At 63.5% G+C, this 18,527-nt stretch carries 17 protein-coding genes; 6 read left to right on the top strand and 11 right to left on the bottom strand.

The window, feature by feature from the left end:
* Positions 1-17 precede the first annotated feature (17 nt).
* The gene (locus NCR98_RS26520) at positions 18-920 is read left to right on the top strand and encodes a LysR substrate-binding domain-containing protein (protein ID WP_244830394.1); all 903 of its coding nucleotides are present in this window, start codon (positions 18-20) and stop codon (positions 918-920) included.
* 18 nt (positions 921-938) lie between these two features.
* On the opposite strand, the gene NCR98_RS26515 is transcribed toward NCR98_RS26520, so the two are convergent.
* The 10 genes from NCR98_RS26515 to NCR98_RS26470 all read right to left on the bottom strand — a co-directional run bounded on the left by NCR98_RS26515 (position 939) and on the right by NCR98_RS26470 (position 10,791).
* A complete protein-coding gene (locus NCR98_RS26515; RefSeq protein WP_250527813.1) occupies positions 939-1,862 on the bottom strand; it encodes an SMP-30/gluconolactonase/LRE family protein in 924 nt (307 codons plus the stop codon).
* A 16-nt stretch (positions 1,863-1,878) separates the two neighbouring features.
* Positions 1,879-2,904, bottom strand: coding sequence for an ABC transporter substrate-binding protein (locus NCR98_RS26510; protein ID WP_250468285.1), 1,026 nt, complete (start codon positions 2,902-2,904; stop codon positions 1,879-1,881).
* 32 nt (positions 2,905-2,936) lie between these two features.
* Entirely contained in the window at positions 2,937-3,692 is a 756-nt protein-coding gene (locus tag NCR98_RS26505; RefSeq protein ID WP_250527812.1) for an SDR family NAD(P)-dependent oxidoreductase, read from the bottom strand.
* 38 nt (positions 3,693-3,730) lie between these two features.
* Entirely contained in the window at positions 3,731-4,537 is an 807-nt protein-coding gene (locus NCR98_RS26500; protein WP_244830399.1) for an ABC transporter permease, read from the bottom strand.
* A complete protein-coding gene (locus NCR98_RS26495; RefSeq protein ID WP_250527811.1) occupies positions 4,518-5,390 on the bottom strand; it encodes an ABC transporter ATP-binding protein in 873 nt (290 codons plus the stop codon). The genes NCR98_RS26500 and NCR98_RS26495 overlap by 20 nt, the downstream gene beginning before the upstream one ends.
* Positions 5,387-6,412: an ABC transporter substrate-binding protein gene (locus NCR98_RS26490; RefSeq protein ID WP_250511233.1), complete on the bottom strand. Its 1,026-nt coding sequence runs from the start codon at positions 6,410-6,412 to the stop codon at positions 5,387-5,389. Before NCR98_RS26490 ends, NCR98_RS26495 begins: the two co-directional genes overlap by 4 nt.
* Positions 6,413-6,555: 143 nt before the next feature.
* Positions 6,556-7,626 (bottom strand): 3-isopropylmalate dehydrogenase, encoded by a 1,071-nt coding sequence (gene leuB / locus NCR98_RS26485; RefSeq protein WP_250527810.1) that lies wholly within the window; start codon positions 7,624-7,626, stop codon positions 6,556-6,558.
* 49 nt (positions 7,627-7,675) lie between these two features.
* A complete protein-coding gene (gene leuD, locus NCR98_RS26480) occupies positions 7,676-8,272 on the bottom strand; it encodes a 3-isopropylmalate dehydratase small subunit (protein ID WP_250527809.1) in 597 nt (198 codons plus the stop codon).
* Positions 8,273-8,274: 2 nt separating this feature from the next.
* A complete protein-coding gene (leuC, locus tag NCR98_RS26475; RefSeq protein WP_250527808.1) occupies positions 8,275-9,705 on the bottom strand; it encodes a 3-isopropylmalate dehydratase large subunit in 1,431 nt (476 codons plus the stop codon).
* A gap of 147 nt (positions 9,706-9,852) precedes the next feature.
* Positions 9,853-10,791, bottom strand: coding sequence for a LysR substrate-binding domain-containing protein (locus NCR98_RS26470; RefSeq protein WP_244830407.1), 939 nt, complete (start codon positions 10,789-10,791; stop codon positions 9,853-9,855).
* A 209-nt stretch (positions 10,792-11,000) separates the two neighbouring features.
* Here NCR98_RS26470 and NCR98_RS26465 point away from each other — a divergent pair, with 209 nt between their 5' ends.
* The 5 genes from NCR98_RS26465 to NCR98_RS26445 are packed head-to-tail and all read left to right on the top strand — an operon-like array spanning position 11,001 to position 16,212.
* Positions 11,001-11,678, top strand: a complete 678-nt coding sequence (locus NCR98_RS26465; protein WP_250468278.1) for an aspartate/glutamate racemase family protein — start codon at positions 11,001-11,003, stop codon at positions 11,676-11,678.
* Positions 11,675-12,448 carry a cysteate racemase gene (gene cuyB, locus NCR98_RS26460; protein ID WP_250468277.1) on the top strand — a complete coding sequence of 258 codons (774 nt, stop codon included), beginning with the start codon at positions 11,675-11,677 and terminating at the stop codon, positions 12,446-12,448. The genes NCR98_RS26465 and cuyB overlap by 4 nt, the downstream gene beginning before the upstream one ends.
* The gene (gene hydA, locus NCR98_RS26455) at positions 12,430-13,956 is read left to right on the top strand and encodes a dihydropyrimidinase (protein ID WP_250527807.1); all 1,527 of its coding nucleotides are present in this window, start codon (positions 12,430-12,432) and stop codon (positions 13,954-13,956) included. The genes cuyB and hydA overlap by 19 nt, the downstream gene beginning before the upstream one ends.
* Positions 13,953-14,909, top strand: a complete 957-nt coding sequence (locus NCR98_RS26450; RefSeq protein ID WP_250527806.1) for an N-carbamoyl-D-amino-acid hydrolase — start codon at positions 13,953-13,955, stop codon at positions 14,907-14,909. Before hydA ends, NCR98_RS26450 begins: the two co-directional genes overlap by 4 nt.
* 22 nt (positions 14,910-14,931) lie before the next feature.
* Complete coding sequence (locus NCR98_RS26445; RefSeq protein WP_250527805.1) at positions 14,932-16,212, top strand: MFS transporter; 1,281 nt, start codon at positions 14,932-14,934, stop codon at positions 16,210-16,212.
* A 73-nt stretch (positions 16,213-16,285) separates the two neighbouring features.
* Here the strand turns inward: NCR98_RS26445 and NCR98_RS26440 are convergent, their stop codons facing one another.
* The gene (locus NCR98_RS26440) at positions 16,286-17,695 is read right to left on the bottom strand and encodes a DEAD/DEAH box helicase (protein WP_250527804.1); all 1,410 of its coding nucleotides are present in this window, start codon (positions 17,693-17,695) and stop codon (positions 16,286-16,288) included.
* Between the last annotated feature and the right edge of the window lie 832 nt (positions 17,696-18,527).

The raw sequence follows: 18,527 nt of genomic DNA, 5'->3' as shown, positions 1-18,527 counted from the left end.
CGCACCCCGGAGACTCGATGCGATTCGACCTGCAATCGTTGAAACTGTTCATCGCCGTGTGCGAGCACGGCAGCATTGCCCGCGCGGCGGAAGCGGAAAACATTGCGCCTTCCGCGCTCAGCAAGCGCATGTCCCATCTTGAAGACACGCTCAAGAACGCGCTCTTCGTGCGCAGCAACAAGGGACTCGAACTGACGACCGCCGCTGCGGCACTCCTGCAGCACGCCCGCGTGCTGTTGCGAGACATCGCCCAAATGGAGAGCGAGTTACTGGACCACGCCGAAGGCGTGCGCGGTCAGATTCGCTTACATGCGAGCCTCTCGACCATCGTTCAGTACATCGCCAACGACATACGCGTTTTTCTGGAGATGCACCCCGGGCTGCGCATCGATCTTCAGGAAAGCCTGAGCCCCGCGGTGGTCCGCGCCGTGGCGGAAAACGCGGCGGATATCGGCGTGTTCGGCGGCACGACGGTTACCACCGGCCTGCAGGTCTTCCCTTATCGCAGCGACCGGCTGGTGGTCATCATGCCGCCCGATCATCCGCTTGGCCGCGCCGAACGGGTCACGTTCCGCGAAGTCGCCGAGTATCCGCTCGTGGGGCCGCAAGTGGGCAGCTATCTGAATTCGTTGGTGCTGCGCGCGGCGGCGGATCTCGATCACCCGCTCAAGCTGTCGATTCGCGTCAACGGTTTCGAACCGGTGCGCAGCATGGTGGAAGCGCGGCTTGGCATCGGGCTCGTGCCGGAGCATCACGCCGAACGGTACGTCAGTTCCGCGCCGCTGATCGCCGTGCATCTGGATGAAGCCTGGGCGGAGCGCCACTGGAAAATCTGCGTACGCGAAGCCGAGTCGCTTCCCGTGCCGGTGCAACTGTTTCTCAAGCATCTGCTTGCAAGTCAGGATGCGGCACACCATTAGGCGCCGGCAATCGGTCAATCACGAATAAGCCAGCTGCAATCCTGCTTGCCGCCATTGCAGCCTGGCCAGGCGGCCCGTGCCGGAGAGCGTCACGTAGGCCGTCTTCATGTCGGCGCCGCCGAAGCAGATGTTGGTCACCATGCCATCGGGCACCGGCACCTGTCGCAGCACTTCACCGGATGGCGCGACGACCGTGATGCAACCGGTCACGAGCGTGGCCACGCAAATGTTGCCCTCGGCGTCCAGCGCCAGGCTGTCGAAGCGCTGATAACCCGGCAAGCCGCAAACCAGACGCCCGCCATGCGGCGACGGATAAGGGTGCCTGCGCGCCCGGCCGGGCGCTTCCAGATCGAATGCCCAGAGCCGCGCGGTCTCGGTCTCCGCCACATAGACGATGCTGTCGTCGGGCGACAGACCGACGCCATTGGCCGTGGTGAGCGGATACGCCACCTCGACGATGGCCGAACCATCGGCGCGAGCGTAATAGAGGCCCGCGTGATCGCGCTCGCGCAGCCGGTTCTTTCCGAAGTCGGTGAAGTAGAAGCCGCCGTCGTGGTCGAACACGATGTCGTTCGGACCGCACAGCGGATGATCGCCGCAGTGGTCATACAGCGTCGTGAGCAAGCCCGACTGCGGGTCGAAGCGCTCGATACGCCCGCTCGTATAGCGCGGATGCACGCCCGGTTTCGTGCGATTCAGTCCGGCAACGGTACGAAACAGAAAACCGCCGTTATTGCAGATGTAGAAGGCGCCATCCGGCCCGAGCGCCAGACCGTTGGGGCCGCCGTCCACCGCCGCCAGCACGCTCACTTTACCGTCGGGCGAAATGCGGCTGATGGTCTCCCGCTCGATCTCGACGAGCACCACGGAGCCGTCGGGCATCGCCACCGGCCCTTCCGGGAACTTCAAGCCTTCCGCCAGGATTTGTATTGGGCTTTCCATCGCTGTCGTCCTCCCTTCAGCGCTTGTCGGCATGCTCGACAAAACGATTGTCGTAAGTCGCCTTCAGATCGATGGACGCCTTGCCGATGTCGGGATCGAACGCGGCCAGCACGTCGTGCACGGTGTGGGCCGCCGCATCGGTCATCAGGCCATCGCGCGAAATGCAGTCATGCATGTTGGCGTAGGCTTGCGCGAAGACATCCTTGTCGGCTAAAGCGTATTGAGCCGGCACGGCGGCGGCGACTTGTTCGGGCGTCGCCTGCGCCATCCAGCGTTCGGCTTCCAGAATCGCATTGGTCACCGCCTGCACCGTGTTGGGATATTTGGCCGCGAACTCCCGCGTGGTGTAGATGGAGGCTTCCGGATAATCGCCGCCAAGCGTTGCTCGGGTGCCGGCCGGGTCGCGCATCACGGCAAGCGGAAAGAGATCGCCACTCGTCTGCAGCACGGTTGCGACCGGGTCGTTGCTCATCAAGGCGTCGATCTGCCCGCTGCGCGCGGCGGCAATCGCGCCTGCCGACGAGCCCACGCCGATGATCGAAACATCGCCCGGTTTCACGCCCGCCTTGTTCAGCAGATAGTTCGCGCCCATATGAAAGCTCGACCCCGGCGAACTCACGCCGATGCGCATGCCCTTCAGATCGGCGTAGGTCTTGACCTTGTCGTGACTCGCTCGCGTCACGCCGAACACCCAGCCGGGGCACGAAGCCAGCGTGACGAACGACACGAGCTTCTGGCCTTTCGCGGCCATCGTGATGGTGTTCGAATACGCGCCCGCGACGATATCGGCGCTGCCGCCCATCATCGCCTGAAGCGCTTTCGCGCCGCCGCTGAAGACGCCGATTTCGACTTCCAGCCCGGCCTGTTTGAAGTATCCGCGGCTATCCGCAATGACGAACGGCAGATACGGAAAGCCCACACCCGCCGCGGCCAGATGAAGCCTGGGCTTTTCCGGCACGGGAGCGGCGCTGCTCGCCGACTGGCTGACCAGTGCCGCACAGATGGCGAGCGCTGGCAACGACAGGCGCCTGAGCGTTCTCACGATGATGTCTCCCTCTTCCCAGGCTGACGTTGCTAGTAAGTGGCCCGACCGCCGGACAGATCGAAAACCGCTCCGGTGGTGAATGAGTTTTCCTCGCTGGCGAGCCACGCGATCATCGCGGCGGCTTCGTCGAGTTCGAGAAAACGGCCGCGCGGAATCTTGCCGAGCATGTAGCGGATATGCTCGGGCGATTGCTCCATCGCGCCGGGCGTTCGCGCCACGGCGGGTGTCACGCAGTTCACCGCGATATCGTGGCTTGCCAGTTCCTTGCCGAGCGACTTGGTCATGGCGATGACGGCCGCCTTCGCCGAGCTATACGCGGCCGCACTCGGATTGCCTTCCTTGCCGGCGACCGAGGACAGATTGACGATGCGCCCATAGTTCTGGTCGATCATGACCGGGGCCACGGCACGGCAGCAGTGGAAAGTGCCGTTGACATCGATATCCATCACCTGCTTCCAGATATCGATCGGATACTCGATCAGCGTGGCGTTCGGGCCGACGATAGCCGCGTTGTTGATGAGAATATCGATGCGCCCCGCGGCCTTCAGCGTGCCCGCCACGGCGGCCTGCACGCTGGCGTAATCGGCAATGTCGACACGCTCGAAGTGGACATCGTGCTCGCCCAGTTGCTCGCGCGCCTCGTCCATGCCGGCGGGGTTGATATCCCAGATGGCAAGCCGCGCGCCGGAAGCAAGCAGCCTGCGGCCGACCGCGAAGCCGATCCCCTGCGCGCCGCCCGTCACCACGGCAACGCGGGCCCTCAAATCGATTGCATTGGTCTGCAAAACGGTCTCCTCTAGTGATCTTCGATTGCGCCGGGGGTTTAAGCGCTCGTGGCCACCGTCTGTCCGGCGACAGGACGCCAGCGCAGCAAATGATCCTCGACCATCGACACGGCGGTATCGAGTATCAAGGCGAACACGGTCAGCACCAGAATGCCGGCGATCACCGAGTTGATATCGAATACGCCTTCGGCCAGCAGGATCAGGTAACCCACGCCCTTTTCCGAGCCGAGATATTCGCCCACCACGCTGCCCACGAAGGCGATGCCGATTGCGTTATGCAGGCTGGAAAAGACCCAGCTCGTCGCCGATGGCAAGTACACATGCCGCAACAATTGACGTGAGTTGGCGCCCAGCATCCGCGTGTTGGACAACACCGTCGGGCTGACCTCGCGCACGCCCTGAAAGACGTTGAAGAACACGACGAAGAAGACGAGCGTCACGCCCAGCGCCACCTTGGACCAGATGCCGAGTCCGAACCAGAGCGCGAAGATCGGCGCGAAGATCAGGCGCGGCATCGAGTTCATCGCCTTGATGAACGGATCGAAGACCGTGGCGAGAAACGGGCTGAGCGCAAGCCACAGGCCGCATGCCAACCCGAGGACCGTGCCGATCACGAACGCCAGCATGGTTTCGACGAGCGTCGTGTACAGATGACGGTAGATCGAGCCCGTCACGAACCAGTCGACGATACGCACCGCCACGCCGAGCGGATCGCCGAAGAAGAACGGCGACAGCCACTTCTGATGCGTGCCGAGCCACCACAGGAACAAGACACCGAACAGGATCAGAAGCCGCGTGACCAGGACGGTGAAGCGATTGTTTGAGTCAAACTCGATTGCGCGCATAGCTTTTCAGAACCTCGCCTCTGAGCACGTCCCAGATCTGGGTGTGCAGTTGCAGGAAACGCTGCGTCATGCGGATTTCCGACATCTCGCGCGGACGTTCGAGGTCGATCTTGAACTCGGCGATAGGCCGCGTTCCAGGCCCGGCCGAAAGCACGATGACGCGGTCCGACAACGAGATGGCCTCCTCCAGATCGTGCGTCACGAACATCACGGACTTGCGGTCGTGCGACCACAGTTGCAGCAACTCGTTTTCCATCAGGTGCCGCGTCTGGATATCCAGCGCGCTGAACGGCTCGTCCATCAGAATGATGCGAGGGTTGAGCGCGAGCGCCTGCGCGAGACCGGCACGCTTGCGCATGCCACCGGACAACTGATGCGGATACTTCTTGCCGTGTCCTTGAAGTCCCACGCGATCGAGCCAGCCGCGCGCCACGCTGAGCGCCTGTTCGCGCGGCGTTCCCCGAAAGATCAGACCCATCGCGATGTTGTCTTCGGTCGTCTTCCAGGGCATGAGCGCGTCGACCTGAAAAAGATAGGCTGCCTGCGTATTCAAGCCGTGCGTCAGCTTCTTGTCGAAGACGCTGATGCTGCCCGACGAGGGCCGCGTAAGCCCGGCAGCAACGTTGAGCAAGGTGGATTTGCCGCAGCCCGTGGGACCGACGATCGACACGAACTCGCCGTCGCCGATCGACAACGTGGCCTCCGAGACGGCGGTGTAGGTCTGCGCCCTCTTGCCGTTGCCGGCGAAGGTGCAGGTCACATTGTCGAAACGCAGGGCTTCGCGCACTTCGGTTTTTTCGCTGTCTAGGGGGACGCTCGGGGTGCCCTTGATTCCATACGTTGCCGTGCTCATGGCTGGATCTCCGCCGCTTTCCTGACGAACCGGTTGTCATACGTCGATGCAAGATCGATCTTCGCCGATGCCACTGCAGGGTCGAATGCCGCCAGCACCTCGCGCACCGTCTGCGCGCCCTTCGGCGTGATCTCGCCGTTCTGCGCAATGCAACGGCGGCTGTTCGTGAAGGCCTCCGCATAGAGCGCCTTGTTCTCGCCGATATATTGCGGGGGCACGTTGTCGGCGACTTCCTGCGGCGTCGCCTTGGCGATCCACTTCTCGGCGCGCACGATCGCATTGGCAACGGCCTGCACCGTCTTGGGATTCTTGCCGATGAACTCCTGCGTCGCGAAGAGGCTCGACTCGGGGTAATCCGAACCGAACACCTTGACGTTCCCTTCAGCCGTGCGCATGTTCTCCAGCGGCTTGAGGCTGCCATCCTTCATGAGGATAGTGGCGCTCGGGTCGTTGACGATCAGCGCATCGATCTGCCCGGCCCGCACGGCCGCCACCGCGCCGGCCGCTTGTCCCACGCCGATGATCGACACGTCGGAAGACTGCAGCCCCGCCTTGTGCAGAATGTAATTGAGTGCCATGTGCGTGCTGGAACCCGGCGCGCTCACGCCGATTCGCATGCCCTTCAGGTCCTTGGCCGATTTCACTTCGCCCTCGCGTTTCTGCGACACCCCGAAGATCCATCCCGGACAGATGACTTGCGCCGCGACCACCACGAGATGCTGTCCCTTGGTGGCCATGGTGATGGTGTTCGAATACGCGCCCGCCACCATGTCGGAGCTGCCGCCGAGCAGCGCTTCCAGTGTCTTCGATCCGCCGGAGAATGCGGCGATGGTCACGTCGAGCCCTTCGTCCTTGAAATAGCCGCGCTGTTTGGCGACGAGCATGGGCAGGTAGGTGATGCCCACCGAAGCCGCCGCGATGTGCAGTTCGGGCTTCTCAGGCACATCCTTGGCTGCGGCCGTCAAGGAACCGCAGGCGAGCGCGAACGCGGCACACAGCGCGATGGCGAGTTTCAGCTTCATGGTTGTCTCCTCCCTTTTTAGGGATTTTTAGGTACTTCAGGGACGACAGAGTGTCAATTGCGGACCGGCTTATGAATATCCTGGCATCTCCCGCGACTGCTGATTATCGACATAGCGGAGCCGGTCCGCGCAACGCGATCTTCTTAGGCCGCCTGTTTGCGCAGCGCCTCGACCACGGCATCGCCCATGTCGCGGGTGCCGACGCGCTGCGTGCCTTCCTGCTGGATATCCGCGGTCCGGTAACCGGCCGCGAGCACCGCGCGCACGGCCTGCTCGACCCGGCGCGCGTCGTCTTCCATTTCGAAGCTCTCGCGCAGCATCATCGCGCACGACAGAATCGCGGCAAGCGGATTGGCGATGTCCTTTCCGGCAATATCCGGCGCCGACCCGTGGACCGGCTCGTACAAGCCCTTGCGGTTATAGCCGAGCGAGGCCGAAGGCAACATGCCGATCGAGCCGGTCAGCATGGCGGCCGCGTCCGACAGAATATCGCCGAAGAGATTGCCCGTGACGATCACATCGAATTGCTTGGGGCGCCGCATCAGCATCATCGCGGCGGCGTCCACGAAGAGATGGCTCAGTTCGACGTCCGGGTATTCCCGCCCGACGCGCGTGACGACCTCGCGCCACAACTGACTTGCTTCCAGCACGTTGGCCTTGTCCACCGAGCAGAGCTTGTGATGACGGCGCTGCGCGGCCTTGAAGGCAGCATGCGCGACGCGCTCCACTTCCGACTCCGAGTAACGCATGGTGTTGAACCCCACACGCTCGCCCGCCTGATTGGTCTCGAAGCCGCGCGGCTGGCCGAAGTAGGCGTCGCCGTTCAACTCGCGCACGATCACGATGTCGAGTCCATCCACCACTTCCGGACGCAACGTCGAAGCGCCGATCAGCTCCGGGAACATGAAGGCCGGGCGAAAGTTGGCATAGAGCGTCAGTGCCTCGCGCAATTGCAATAACCCGGTGCCGGGACGCTCCTCGCGCGGGATATCGGCTTCGTCGGCCACGCCTACCGCGCCGAAGAGAATCGCGTCGGCCTTGCGCGCCACTTCGAGCGTGGGCGGCGGCAGCGGCACGCCGTGCGCCCGAATGCCGGCATCGCCGATGGCAGCCTCCTGCGTCTCGGCGTGCGGCGCCACGATTCGCAGCACCTTGAGCGCCTCCGCGACAACTTCGGGGCCAATACCATCGCCGGGCATGACTGCAATCTTCATCTGTAATCTCCTTGGTCGTTATTGGAAACAGCGCGCCGTGTGCGCGCCGTCAAAAGGTTTCGGCACGGTCGCGCTCGAATGCCACGATGCGGTCCAGATGCGAAAGCGTGTAGTCGATCTCGTCCATGCCGCGCAACAGGCAATCCTTGGCGAAGGGCTCCAGCTCGAAGGCGTGCGAGGACCCGTCGGGCAAGGTGACGGTCTGCGCGGGCAAGTCGATGGCGATGCGGCTGCCCGGACTCTCCGACAACCTATCGAGCAGCGGCAGCACCACGGCCTCGGGCAACACGATCGGCAGCAGTCCGTTCTTCAGGCAGTTGATGAAAAAGATGTCGCCGAAGCTCGGTGCAATCGCCGCGCGGATGCCGTAGTCGTAGAGCGCCCAGACCGCATGCTCGCGCGACGAACCGCAACCGAAGTTATGGTTGGCCACGACGATGCGCGACTCCCGCAAAGACGCCTGGTTGAGCAGGAAGTCGGGACGTTCCGCGCCATTTGCATCGAAGCGCAGCGCACGAAACAGGAACTGGCCGAAGTCGTCGGAGCGGGGTTTTTGCAGATAGCGCGCGGGCAGAATCTGGTCGGTATCGCAGTTGATCGCGACGATCGGCGCCGCGACTGCATCGAGGTACTCCAGTCGTTCCATGTTCACACTCCCAGGAGACGGCGGACATCGGTGAGACGTCCGGTCACCGCCGCGGCGGCCGCCATCGCCGGGCTCATCAGATGCGTGCGCACGCCGGGTCCCTGACGGCCCACGAAATTCCGGTTGGATGTCGAAGCGCAGCGCTGGCCGGGTTCGGCAATATCGCCGTTGGTCGCGAGACACATCGAACAGCCGGGATAGCGCCACTGAAAACCCGCTTCCATGAAGATGCGGTCGAGCCCTTCCGCTTCCGCCTGCGCACGCACTTCATGCGAACCCGGCACGACCCACGCTTCCACGCTCGGCGCGATATGACGGCCGCGCGCCACTTCCGCCGCGCTGCGCATGTCCTCGATGCGCCCGTTGGTGCACGAGCCGATGAACACCCGGTCGATCGCGACGCCTTCGAGCGACTCGTTCGCCGCGAGGCCCATGTAGTCGAGCGCACGCGACATCGCCGCGCGCAGGTCGGGATCGGGCTGCTCCATGGGGTCCGGTACGCGGCCGTCGATGGCGCAGGCATAGCCGGGCGTAGTGCCCCATGTGACCATCGGGACGATCTCGGTCACGTCGATAAGCACTTCGCGATCGAACACCGCGCCTGGGTCCGTGAACAAGCCGCGCCAATACGCGAGCGCCCTTTGCCACCGGTCGCCCGTGGGCGCGTAGTGCCGTCCGGCGAGATAAGCGAAGGTGGTTTCGTCCGGGGCGATCATGCCGGCGCGACCGCCCGCCTCGATGGTCATGTTGCAGAGCGTCAACCGCCCTTCCATCGACAAGCCGGCGATGGCGGAGCCGGCATATTCGATCACGTGTCCCGTCGCGCCAGCCACGCCGATTCGCGCGATGACCGCGAGAATCAGGTCCTTCGCCGTTACGCCAGCACCCGGCGTGCCGTCGAGCGTGATACGCATGTTGCGCGACTTGCGCTGCCACAGGCATTGCGTGGCGAGCACGTGAGCCACTTCGGTGGCGCCGATACCGAAGGCCAGCGCGCCCACCGCGCCATGCGTGGACGTGTGGCTGTCGGCGCAAACGACGGTCATGCCGGGCAGACTCAGGCCCTGCTCCGGCCCGACCACGTGGACGATGCCGCGCCGCGTGTCGTTCATGTCGAACAGGGTGATGCGCGATTCGTTGGCGTCGCGTTGCAGCGACTCGATCATGGCGCGCCGTTCGAGGTCGGTCACCGCCGCGATATCGTTCGCCGTGCTGGAAACGTAGTGATCCGGCGTGCCGAAAATGCGCTCGGGCGAACGCGGCTTGAGCCCGCGCTGGCGCAACAGGTCGAACGACTGCGCGGTGACATCGTGAATGTAATGACGATCGACGTAGAGAAGATCCTGCCCGTCGTCGCGGGACATCACGCGGTGGCTGTCCCAGATCTTGTCGTAAAGCGTGCGTGGACCCGCGCTAACCTGATCGAGTTGCATTGCTTCGTCTCGCTCCGTCAAATGACCGCCTCGTCAGGCGCGGTGCAGTTTTGTTGTCGGTGGCTGTTTGAGAAGCATCTTGCATCAGGCCGGCTTGCTTGGACGTGGTCATTTGGCAAGGCACCATCGCCAATGGCGATGACAAAGCTACGTCGAACGGCTGACGCCATGCGCGTTCAGCACGTCGCGCAGGATCTCGACGAAGCGCCGGGCCGCGTTCGACAGCGGCTCGACGTGCGAATAGATGAGACTCGCGGTCAGCCGATGCTCGGCTTCGGCACGCAACGGCACGACATCGAGCAGGTCTCGCATGGCGGAATCGATGCAGAACGGATCGACCACCGCGACGCCGACGCCTTCCCTCGCGAGCGTGCAGGCGCTGATGGCCGAGCGCACGCGCACGACCGGCTCCGGCCGACGCTCGTTCCTGAATACGTGCCCGACGATCCGTCCGAGCGGCGTGTCCTGCTCGTAATCGATCCACGGCATGGCGGCGACCTGTTTCGGGTCGAGCGCACGCCGCCGGGCCAGCGCGCCTTTTTTCGCGACACAGAGAAGCCGTCCGCTTGCAATCGGCATGGTGACGAGGTTCGGGTGCTCGACGGCGAACATCGATACGCCGATGCAGTTCTTGCCGAACAGCACGCGAGGCACGAGATGGTTGTGCGTGAGCGGTTCGAACTGAATGGGCAACTGCTGGAATTCGGCGTGGAATCGTGCAATGGCGAGCGGCACGAGATGCACGCCGAGACTCGGGCTGCATACGATGTTGAGCTTGCCGCTCGTGCCGTCGGCGAGAGAACGGACGAGATTATCGACGCGCTCGATGCCTTCATACGCGCGCATGACTTCGTCGAAGATACGTTTTGCCTCGGGCGTCGGATAGAGCCGGCCGCGCATGCGTTCGAAGAGCAAGAACCCGAGTCGGCTTTCCGTCACCTGCAAGACACGGCTCACGGAGGGCTGCGCCACATACAGCGAACGCGCGGCCTCGCTGATTGAACCCGTCATCATGATCGCGCGGAATACTTCAATCTGCCGCAGGCTCATGGTGCGCGTGTTGGGAATTTCCTCGTCGTAATTCATGGGCTTGGTCGTTGTTCATCGCGCCGTCATGTTGCCGCGCCGCCGCTTTCGGATGTAAGTGAACCGCCCGCAGTGTAGCGCGGGCACCGCCGCGCGACGAATCCATGCAGCGCGTCTATGGGATACGAAATTTGAACTATTTCACGGCGAATATCGACGTTGCTATGGTTCGTTCTAGTCGAGCCCCGCGAAGAGAGTCGATCCGAGCCATGCCCAAGCTTATCCATTTCCTGAATCCGAACGGTCTCGCCACCGTCACGCGCGAGATCGAAAAGACCGTGTGCGCGCTTCGAGGCGCGGACGACGCGCCCGTTTGCTTCGAGACGCTTTTCGCGGTCGACGGCGGCATCGAAACCCAGCGCGATGCCGACCGCGCCGCCGTCGCCGTGGCCGAGTACGTCGCGCGGCATGAAGCGTCGGCGAGTGCGTTCGTCATCGCGTGCTACAGCGATCCCGGCTTGCACGCCGCGCGCGAACTCACGCAACAGCCGGTGCTCGGCATCGGTGCCGCGGCCATGGGCGTCGCGCTTGCGCGCGGGTCGCGCATCGGCGTGATCGCGGCGAGCACGCACGGCATGCTGCGTCACTGGCGGTCTTATCATGCGGCGCGCATCGCACAGACGGTCGCGGGAGAACGCGCCGTGAATCTTGGCGTGGCCGAATCGGGCAACCGAGACGCCGCGCTCGACAAGCTCATCGCGACCGGCCGCGCGCTGTGTGACGAAGATGGCGCCGATGTCATCGTGCTCGGCTGCGCGGGCATGACGCCGCTTCGCGCCGATATCGAAGCGGCGCTCGGCGTGCCGGTAATCGATCCGTGCTCGACGGCCGCCTCGCTCGCCTTCGCCATCTGTCGCGAGCGGCAGGACCCATGGCGTCCGACATGAACGCCGCGCTCATTGCGCTTCCGCGTCTCGGTGTGCTTGGCGGCATGGGGCCGCTCGCCACCGCCGACTTTCTCGTCAAGCTGATTCAGGCGACGCCCGCCGCGTCCGATCAAGAGCATATGCCGGTCATCGTGCATAACGTGCCGCAAGTACCCGATCGCAGCACGGCCTTTCTCGCGGGATCGGACGCGCCTTGGCCGCATCTGCTCGACGGCCTGCGCACGCTCGAAGCGGCCGGTTGCGCGGCCATCGCGATTCCTTGCAATACGGCGCATGTCTGGCACGAGCGGCTCGCGCAGGAGACGGCACGGCCGGTGCTGCATATCGGCGAGGCAGCGCTTCGAGCGCTTGCGGTGACGTGCCCCGGTGCGCGGCGAGTCGGCATGCTCGCGACGACAGCGACGCTCAAAGCGCGCATCTATCACGATCAACTGGCTGCAAGCGGCATAGACGCGATCGAACCGGGTCAGATGTCGCAGACGACGCAGGTCATGGGCGCAATCGCCGCCGTGAAAGGCGGGAGAATCGACGAAGCGCGTGCGTGGCTCAAACGCGCCGCTCATGCACTGATCGATCGCGGCGCCGACGCGTTGCTCATGGCGTGCACGGAAATTCCGGTGGCGCTGGCGGGCGTTGCGCTCGACGTGCCCGCAATCGACCCGACCGAAGCGCTCGCCCGTGCAAGCGTCGACTGGTGGCTCGCCGCGCGCGAGCGAACCAACACCTCTGAATTCTCAAGCGGACAAAAGACATGCAGCAATTTGATCTGACCATACGTCATGGACTCGTCGCGTCGGACGAGGCAGTCTTCGAGGCGGACGTCGGCGTGGTCGGCGACCGGATCGTCGAAGTGGCGCGCGGCCTGCCCGCAGGCAAACGCGATATCGACGCGACCGGACGCTACGTGCTGCCGGGCGGTATCGACACGCACTGTCACGTCGAGCAACGCTCGGGCATGGGAAACATGGGCGCCGACGACTGGTACTCCGCAAGCGTCGCGGCGGCCCACGGCGGCACCACCATGATCGTGCCGTTCGCCGCGCAGCATCGCGGACAATCGCTCAAACAAGTGGCCGACGACTACGCGGCGCTCGCGCGGGCAAAGTCGGTGATCGACTATAGCTATCACCTGATTGTCTCTGAGACGGACCACCGCACGCTTCAGGAAGATCTCGTCGAGCAGATTCGCCGGGGCATCACGTCATTCAAGGTCTACATGACCTACGATCAATTGAAGATCGACGACTACCAGATGCTCGACGTGTTGGCTCTCGCTGCACGCGAACGCGCGCTCGTGATGGTACATGCCGAAAACAACGACGTGATCCGCTGGGTCTCGCAAAAGCTGCTCGAAAGCGGCCGCACCGCGCCGAAGTACCACGCGACGAGTCACGTGGCGCTGGCGGAATCCGAAGCGACGAATCGCGTGATCCAGCTCGCCAGGCTTTTCGACGCGCCCGTGCTCATCGTTCACGTGTCCGCGCAGGACGCGCTCGCGACCATCGGCGCGGCGCAGCGCATGGGCGCGCAAGTGTACGGCGAAACTTGTCCGCACTATCTGCTGCTCACCGAAGACGCGATGGACCTTCCCGGCGTCGAAGGCGCGAAGTATTGCTGCAGCCCGCCGCTGCGTGACGCGAACGCTCAGGAAGCCTTGTGGACGGCGCTGAAGGCGGGCGTGTTGCAGACGGTGTCGTCGGATCATGCGCCGTATCGCTTCGACGAATCCGGCAAGCTGCCGCATGGCGAAGCCACCACGTTCAAGCAGATGGCCAACGGCATGCCCGGACTCGAAGTGCGCCTGCCGCTGCTGTTCTCCGAAGGCGTTCACAAGGGGCGCATGACGTTGCCCGAATTCGTCGCGCTGAGTTCGACGAATCATGCGCGCATGTACGGCATCGCGCCGCGCAAAGGGCTGATCGAAGCGGGCGCGGATGCGGACATGGCGGTTTGGGACCCGCACCATGAAGTCGTGCTGACAGCCTCCGCATTGCACGATCGCGTGGGCTACACGCCCTACGAGGGGACGAAGGTAACGGGCTGGCCGCGCACGGTGGTGAGCGCGGGCCGCGTGATCGTCGATGACGCCGGCTTTCATGCCGAACCCGGCAGCGGCCGCTTCATTGCACGCTCGACGCCGTTGCCCTATCAGGCCACGCGCGAAGTCTCCGCGAGCGGCCGGTTTTTCCGCGCGCTTGCCGACGCCGGGACAGGCGCTCTCCACCCGTCTTTCGGATACCCCGAACATCAACACCCGGAACAAAAGAGGAAGTCATGAGCAAGTCACGCAAAATCGGCCTGGCCGTCGCGCAAATGGGACCGGTCCATCTCGCAGATGACCGTCGGGCGGTCGTCGAGCGGCTCGTCGCCATGCTGTACGAAGCGAAGGCGCGCAGTGCAAAGCTGGTCGTGTTCCCGGAGCTCGCGCTCACCACTTTTTTTCCGCGCTACTGGATGAGCGAGGAAGCGGCCATGGAACGCTTCTTCGAGCGATCGATGCCGAATCCCGACGTACAGCCGCTTTTCGACGCCGCGCGCGACGCGGGCATCGGCTTCTATCTCGGCTATGCGGAACTGACGGCGCAAGGCGAGCGCTTCAATACGTCGATCATCGTCGATGACAGCGGCAAGATCGTCGCGAAGTATCGCAAGACGCATTTGCCGGGGCATTCGGAGCACAAGCCGGACGCGCCTTTCCAGCATCTGGAGAAGAAGTTTTTCGCGGTGGGCAACTCGGGTTTTCCTGTCGTCGACACGATGGGCGCGCGCCTCGGCATGTGCATCTGCAACGACCGCCGCTGGCCGGAAACATGGCGCGCGATGTCGCTGCAAGGCGCGGAACTCGGCGTGCTCGGCTACAACACGCCGTCCGAGAACATTCATTGGCCCGAACCGGTCCATTTGCGCATGCATACCCATCTCGTCACGTTGCAGGCGAGCGCTTATCAGAATGCGATGTGGATTGCCGCCGCCGCCAAATGCGGCAAGGAAGACGGCTTTCATATGATCGGCGGCTCGGTGATTGTCGCGCCTTCGGGCGAGATCGCCGCGCAAAGCATGAGCGAAGACGACGAGGTGATCTTCGCGAACGTCGATCTCGCGCTTGGCGACACGTTCCGCGAGCACGTCTTCAACTTCGCGAAGCATCGGCGGCCGGAACATTACGGGCTGATCGTCGAGCGCACCGGCGCGGGCGCGCCGCTGCCGCACGATCCGGACGCGCTCAATTAAGGCGTCCACGGGGAGACCACACATGAACGACGACATCACGCAAGATGTATCGGCGTCGGCACGGCCGGCGTCTTACGGCAGCTCGCCACAAAGCGCCACGGACAAATCGATATTCGGACCGCCGCACGTGCGCGCGCTCGTCGCATCGATTTCCGGCTACGCCATGGACGGCTTCGACCTGCTGATCCTCGGTTTCATGCTGAGCCTCATCTCGGCGGACCTTGGACTCAGCTCCGCGCAAGCGGGCTCGCTCGTTACGTGGACGCTCGTCGGCGGCGTCGCGGGTGGCATCGGCTTCGGGATACTCAGCGATTATCTCGGCCGCGTGCGCGTGCTAACTTACACCATTCTGCTCTTTGCGCTGTTCACCGGTCTGTGCGCTTTCGCGACCGGATACCACGACCTGCTCGCGTATCGCTTCGTGGCGGGCCTGGGACTTGGCGGCGAGTTCGGTATCGGCATGGCGCTCGCCATCGAGGCGTGGCCCGCCGAAAAGCGCGGACGCGTCTCCTCGTATGTCGGCATGGGCTGGCAGATCGGCGTGCTGATCGCCGCGCTGCTGACGCCGGTATTGTTGCCGCATATCGGGTGGCGCGGCATGTTTCTCGTGGGACTCGCACCCGCCGTGCTGTCGTTTGTCATCCGCAAGGCGATTGGCGAACCGAAGATCTTCATCGAGAAAGCAATCAGGAGGCGGCACGAATTTCCCCTCAAGACGCTGTTTCGCGATCGGGAAACGCGACGCCGCAGCATCGGCATGATCGTCATGTGTTCGGTGCAGAACTTCGGCTACTACGGTCTCATCATCTGGATGCCGGGCTATCTGACGAAGGCGTTCGGCTTCACGCTCGCCAAGTCGGCGACATGGACGGCGGCGTCGATTCTCGGCATGCTGGTCGGCATCTGGATCTTCGGGCAGCTCGCGGACAGAATCGGCAGGAAGCCTACCTTCGTGATCTATCAGTTGGGCGCGCTCGTCATGGTGTTCGTCTACTCGCGCATGACGACGCCCGAGGCGCTACTGATTGGCGGCATGGTGGTCGGCGTGTTCGTAAACGGCATGATGGGCGGCTATGGCGCACTCATGGCCGAGTTGTATCCGACTCATGCACGCGGCACCGCGCAGAATGTGCTGTGGAGCATCGGTCGCGCGGTCGGCGGGTTCGGACCGCTCGCGATCGGCGCGGTGGCGAGCTATTACTCGTTTGGCACGGCCATCGCGGCGCTAGCTTGTATCTATATCGTCGATGTCGTCGCGACTGTCGTGCTGATTCCGGAGTTGAAGGGCGTGGAGTTGGAGTGAGCGGACGTGACAGGCGGAAAACGCTGGCCGGCGGTCGGGATGCATTGCGAGACCGATCACACCCCGACGAGGGCTAGCGTTTGCCACGCCCGCCAGCCGGCTTACCTGCAACCGCGGCTGGCTTGTTGCCGGATTTACTACGCGGCTTCTTCACGCTAAACGGATTGACGCCAGACAATCCTGTGTCTTGTTGTGCCACAGGCTTGCGCTTGTTTTCACCATCCTGCGGGCGCGACTTCTTGCCGGGCACCGGCGCCGCGCCCGGCGTAACCTGCGGCACTTTCGGCTTTTTGGGCTTTTTAGGTTTTTTGACGATCTCGCCCGTCGCGCTGGTTTGCGGCACGCGATGCTCGGCTTCGAAACCTGGTTCTTCCCGGCGTACCAGCGTTTGCCGGATCAGCGCTTCGATCGCGGCGAGTTGCGGCGCTTCATCGGCACATACGAGCGACACCGCCACGCCGCTCGCGCCCGCGCGGCCGGTGCGGCCTATGCGGTGCACATAGTCTTGCGCCACGATCGGCAGATCGACGTTGATGACCAAAGGCAGGTCGTCGATATCCAGTCCGCGCGCAGCCACATCGGTGGCGACCAGCATATGGACTTCGCCGGTCTTGAAGCGTTCGAGTGCACGCAAACGCGCGGGTTGCGGCTTGTCGCCGTGGATGGTGTCGACCGAATAGCCCGCTTCATCCAGCATGGCCGCCAGATAGTCGACGCCATTACGGGTCTTGACGAACACCAGCGCGTGCTCCCACTTGTTCTCGGCCACGAGGTGCATGAAGAGTTCAGGCTTGTTCCTCTTATCCACCGTCACCACCCACTGCTTGATATTGCTGGCCGTGGCATTGGGCGGGCTAACGCTGATATTCACCGGGCTGCGCAGAATGCTCGCGGCCATCGTGCGGATTTCATCGGAGAACGTGGCGGAGAACAGCAGCGTCTGGCGCTTTGCGGACAAGGCGGCGAACACGGCGTTGAGTTCGCGTGCGAAGCCCAGATCGAGCATGCGGTCGGCTTCATCCAGCACTAGCGTCTGTACTCGATCGAACTGCACCGCGTTCTGGCGATTCAGATCCAGCAAACGGCCCGGTGTGGCGACCAGCACATCGACGCCTTTGCGCAAGGCCATCATCTGCGGATTGATACTCACGCCGCCATACGCGGCCAGGAATCGCAGGTCGAGGCCTTCGCCGTAATCGATAAAGCTTTGCAGCACTTGTTCAGCCAGTTCGCGCGTGGGCACGAGCACGAGAATGCGCGCGCGATTGCTGGACACCGCCGGCCCGTGTTGCACCAGCCGTTGCAGCAGCGGCAGCGCGAAACCCGCGGTCTTGCCCGTGCCGGTCTGCGCGGCCGCCATGACGTCCTGGCCACCGAGCACAGCAGGAATCGCCTTGACCTGCACCGGCGTGGGTGTCTGGTAATTGAGCTTCTGCAGGTTGCGCAGCAACGGATCGATCAGGCCAAGCGAGGCAAAAGACATGCAGGTATTCCGGGCTAAAACCGCAATTTTAGCGGTTACGGCGCTCGTTGCATGCGCCGAGCCATATCGACAGTGAGCAGCGTCGGCAGCCTCTCTTACAGGACGTCGACGGAATCCAACGGTAAGGAGCGCTCATGCAGCAGGAAGCGGCTTGAGTGACGCCCTTCACTTCTCGGTGCGTGGTTTCTCGATGGTGACTTTCGCCATGGCCGACCAGTCTCGCTCGCCCAATCCCGCCGCGACGGTTTCAGTCATGCGTTCCTAGACGGCGGCGAGCATCGGCAACGCGGCGCCCAGCTCTTGCGCGGCTCCAGACGCGAGTCGCAGATCCTTCAGTCCGAGCGATGCCTTGAACCCGGTTCGTAGTGTCCATCCGCGATATTCGCCGAATAGACTTGATACGACCGGCTGCCGAACGACGTATTTAGATCGTGAGATTTGCCGCTGCCGGCATTAGGGCGCTCGTCGCGACAAGTCCGGACGCTGTGCCGAAACTCGCTGCGACACCGCCAGCGGCGAAGCGTTCGAAGCGCGTGGAGCAGTCGGGTTCAGCATGACGGGAGCCTGACGGAATGATCATGCAAGGTGTCGGGGCACGTGCAACGCCTGACGCGACGCGAACGTGTTGGCTATCCGGTCGTTTCCATTCCCGCAGAATTCGGACAGCCGCGTCTCTGTTCGTCATCGCACAGTTCGTGTATGGGAGTACGTAGTCAGTCTCGCCTTCCTAACTTATATTTGCATCGGCACCGCAAAAAAAAACGTCCCCGCCCTGATCACCCGCGACCGATGTCCGGTCAAATGCTTCCTCCAAGCGGCGACTCTCAACGCA

The organism is Caballeronia sp. GAWG2-1 (assembly GCF_023631405.1).
GTDB lineage: Bacteria > Pseudomonadota > Gammaproteobacteria > Burkholderiales > Burkholderiaceae > Caballeronia.
Note: the sequence above shows the minus strand (reverse complement) of the source record. Positions and strands in the feature narration are given on the sequence as shown.

Excerpts from the sequence above, each read along its gene's own strand:
- NCR98_RS26520 (WP_244830394.1), top strand. The coding sequence starts at position 18 with ATGCGATTCGACCTGCAATCGTTGAAACTGTTCATCGCCGTGTGCGAG.
- NCR98_RS26515 (WP_250527813.1), bottom strand. The coding sequence starts at position 1,862 with ATGGAAAGCCCAATACAAATCCTGGCGGAAGGCTTGAAGTTCCCGGAA.
- NCR98_RS26500 (WP_244830399.1), bottom strand. The coding sequence starts at position 4,537 with ATGCGCGCAATCGAGTTTGACTCAAACAATCGCTTCACCGTCCTGGTC.
- NCR98_RS26495 (WP_250527811.1), bottom strand. The coding sequence starts at position 5,390 with ATGAGCACGGCAACGTATGGAATCAAGGGCACCCCGAGCGTCCCCCTA.
- NCR98_RS26490 (WP_250511233.1), bottom strand. The coding sequence starts at position 6,412 with ATGAAGCTGAAACTCGCCATCGCGCTGTGTGCCGCGTTCGCGCTCGCC.
- leuB (WP_250527810.1), bottom strand. The coding sequence starts at position 7,626 with ATGAAGATTGCAGTCATGCCCGGCGATGGTATTGGCCCCGAAGTTGTC.
- leuD (WP_250527809.1), bottom strand. The coding sequence starts at position 8,272 with ATGGAACGACTGGAGTACCTCGATGCAGTCGCGGCGCCGATCGTCGCG.
- leuC (WP_250527808.1), bottom strand. The coding sequence starts at position 9,705 with ATGCAACTCGATCAGGTTAGCGCGGGTCCACGCACGCTTTACGACAAG.
- NCR98_RS26470 (WP_244830407.1), bottom strand. The coding sequence starts at position 10,791 with ATGAATTACGACGAGGAAATTCCCAACACGCGCACCATGAGCCTGCGG.
- NCR98_RS26465 (WP_250468278.1), top strand. The coding sequence starts at position 11,001 with ATGCCCAAGCTTATCCATTTCCTGAATCCGAACGGTCTCGCCACCGTC.
- cuyB (WP_250468277.1), top strand. The coding sequence starts at position 11,675 with ATGAACGCCGCGCTCATTGCGCTTCCGCGTCTCGGTGTGCTTGGCGGC.
- hydA (WP_250527807.1), top strand. The coding sequence starts at position 12,430 with ATGCAGCAATTTGATCTGACCATACGTCATGGACTCGTCGCGTCGGAC.
- NCR98_RS26450 (WP_250527806.1), top strand. The coding sequence starts at position 13,953 with ATGAGCAAGTCACGCAAAATCGGCCTGGCCGTCGCGCAAATGGGACCG.
- NCR98_RS26445 (WP_250527805.1), top strand. The coding sequence starts at position 14,932 with ATGAACGACGACATCACGCAAGATGTATCGGCGTCGGCACGGCCGGCG.
- NCR98_RS26440 (WP_250527804.1), bottom strand. The coding sequence starts at position 17,695 with ATGTCTTTTGCCTCGCTTGGCCTGATCGATCCGTTGCTGCGCAACCTG.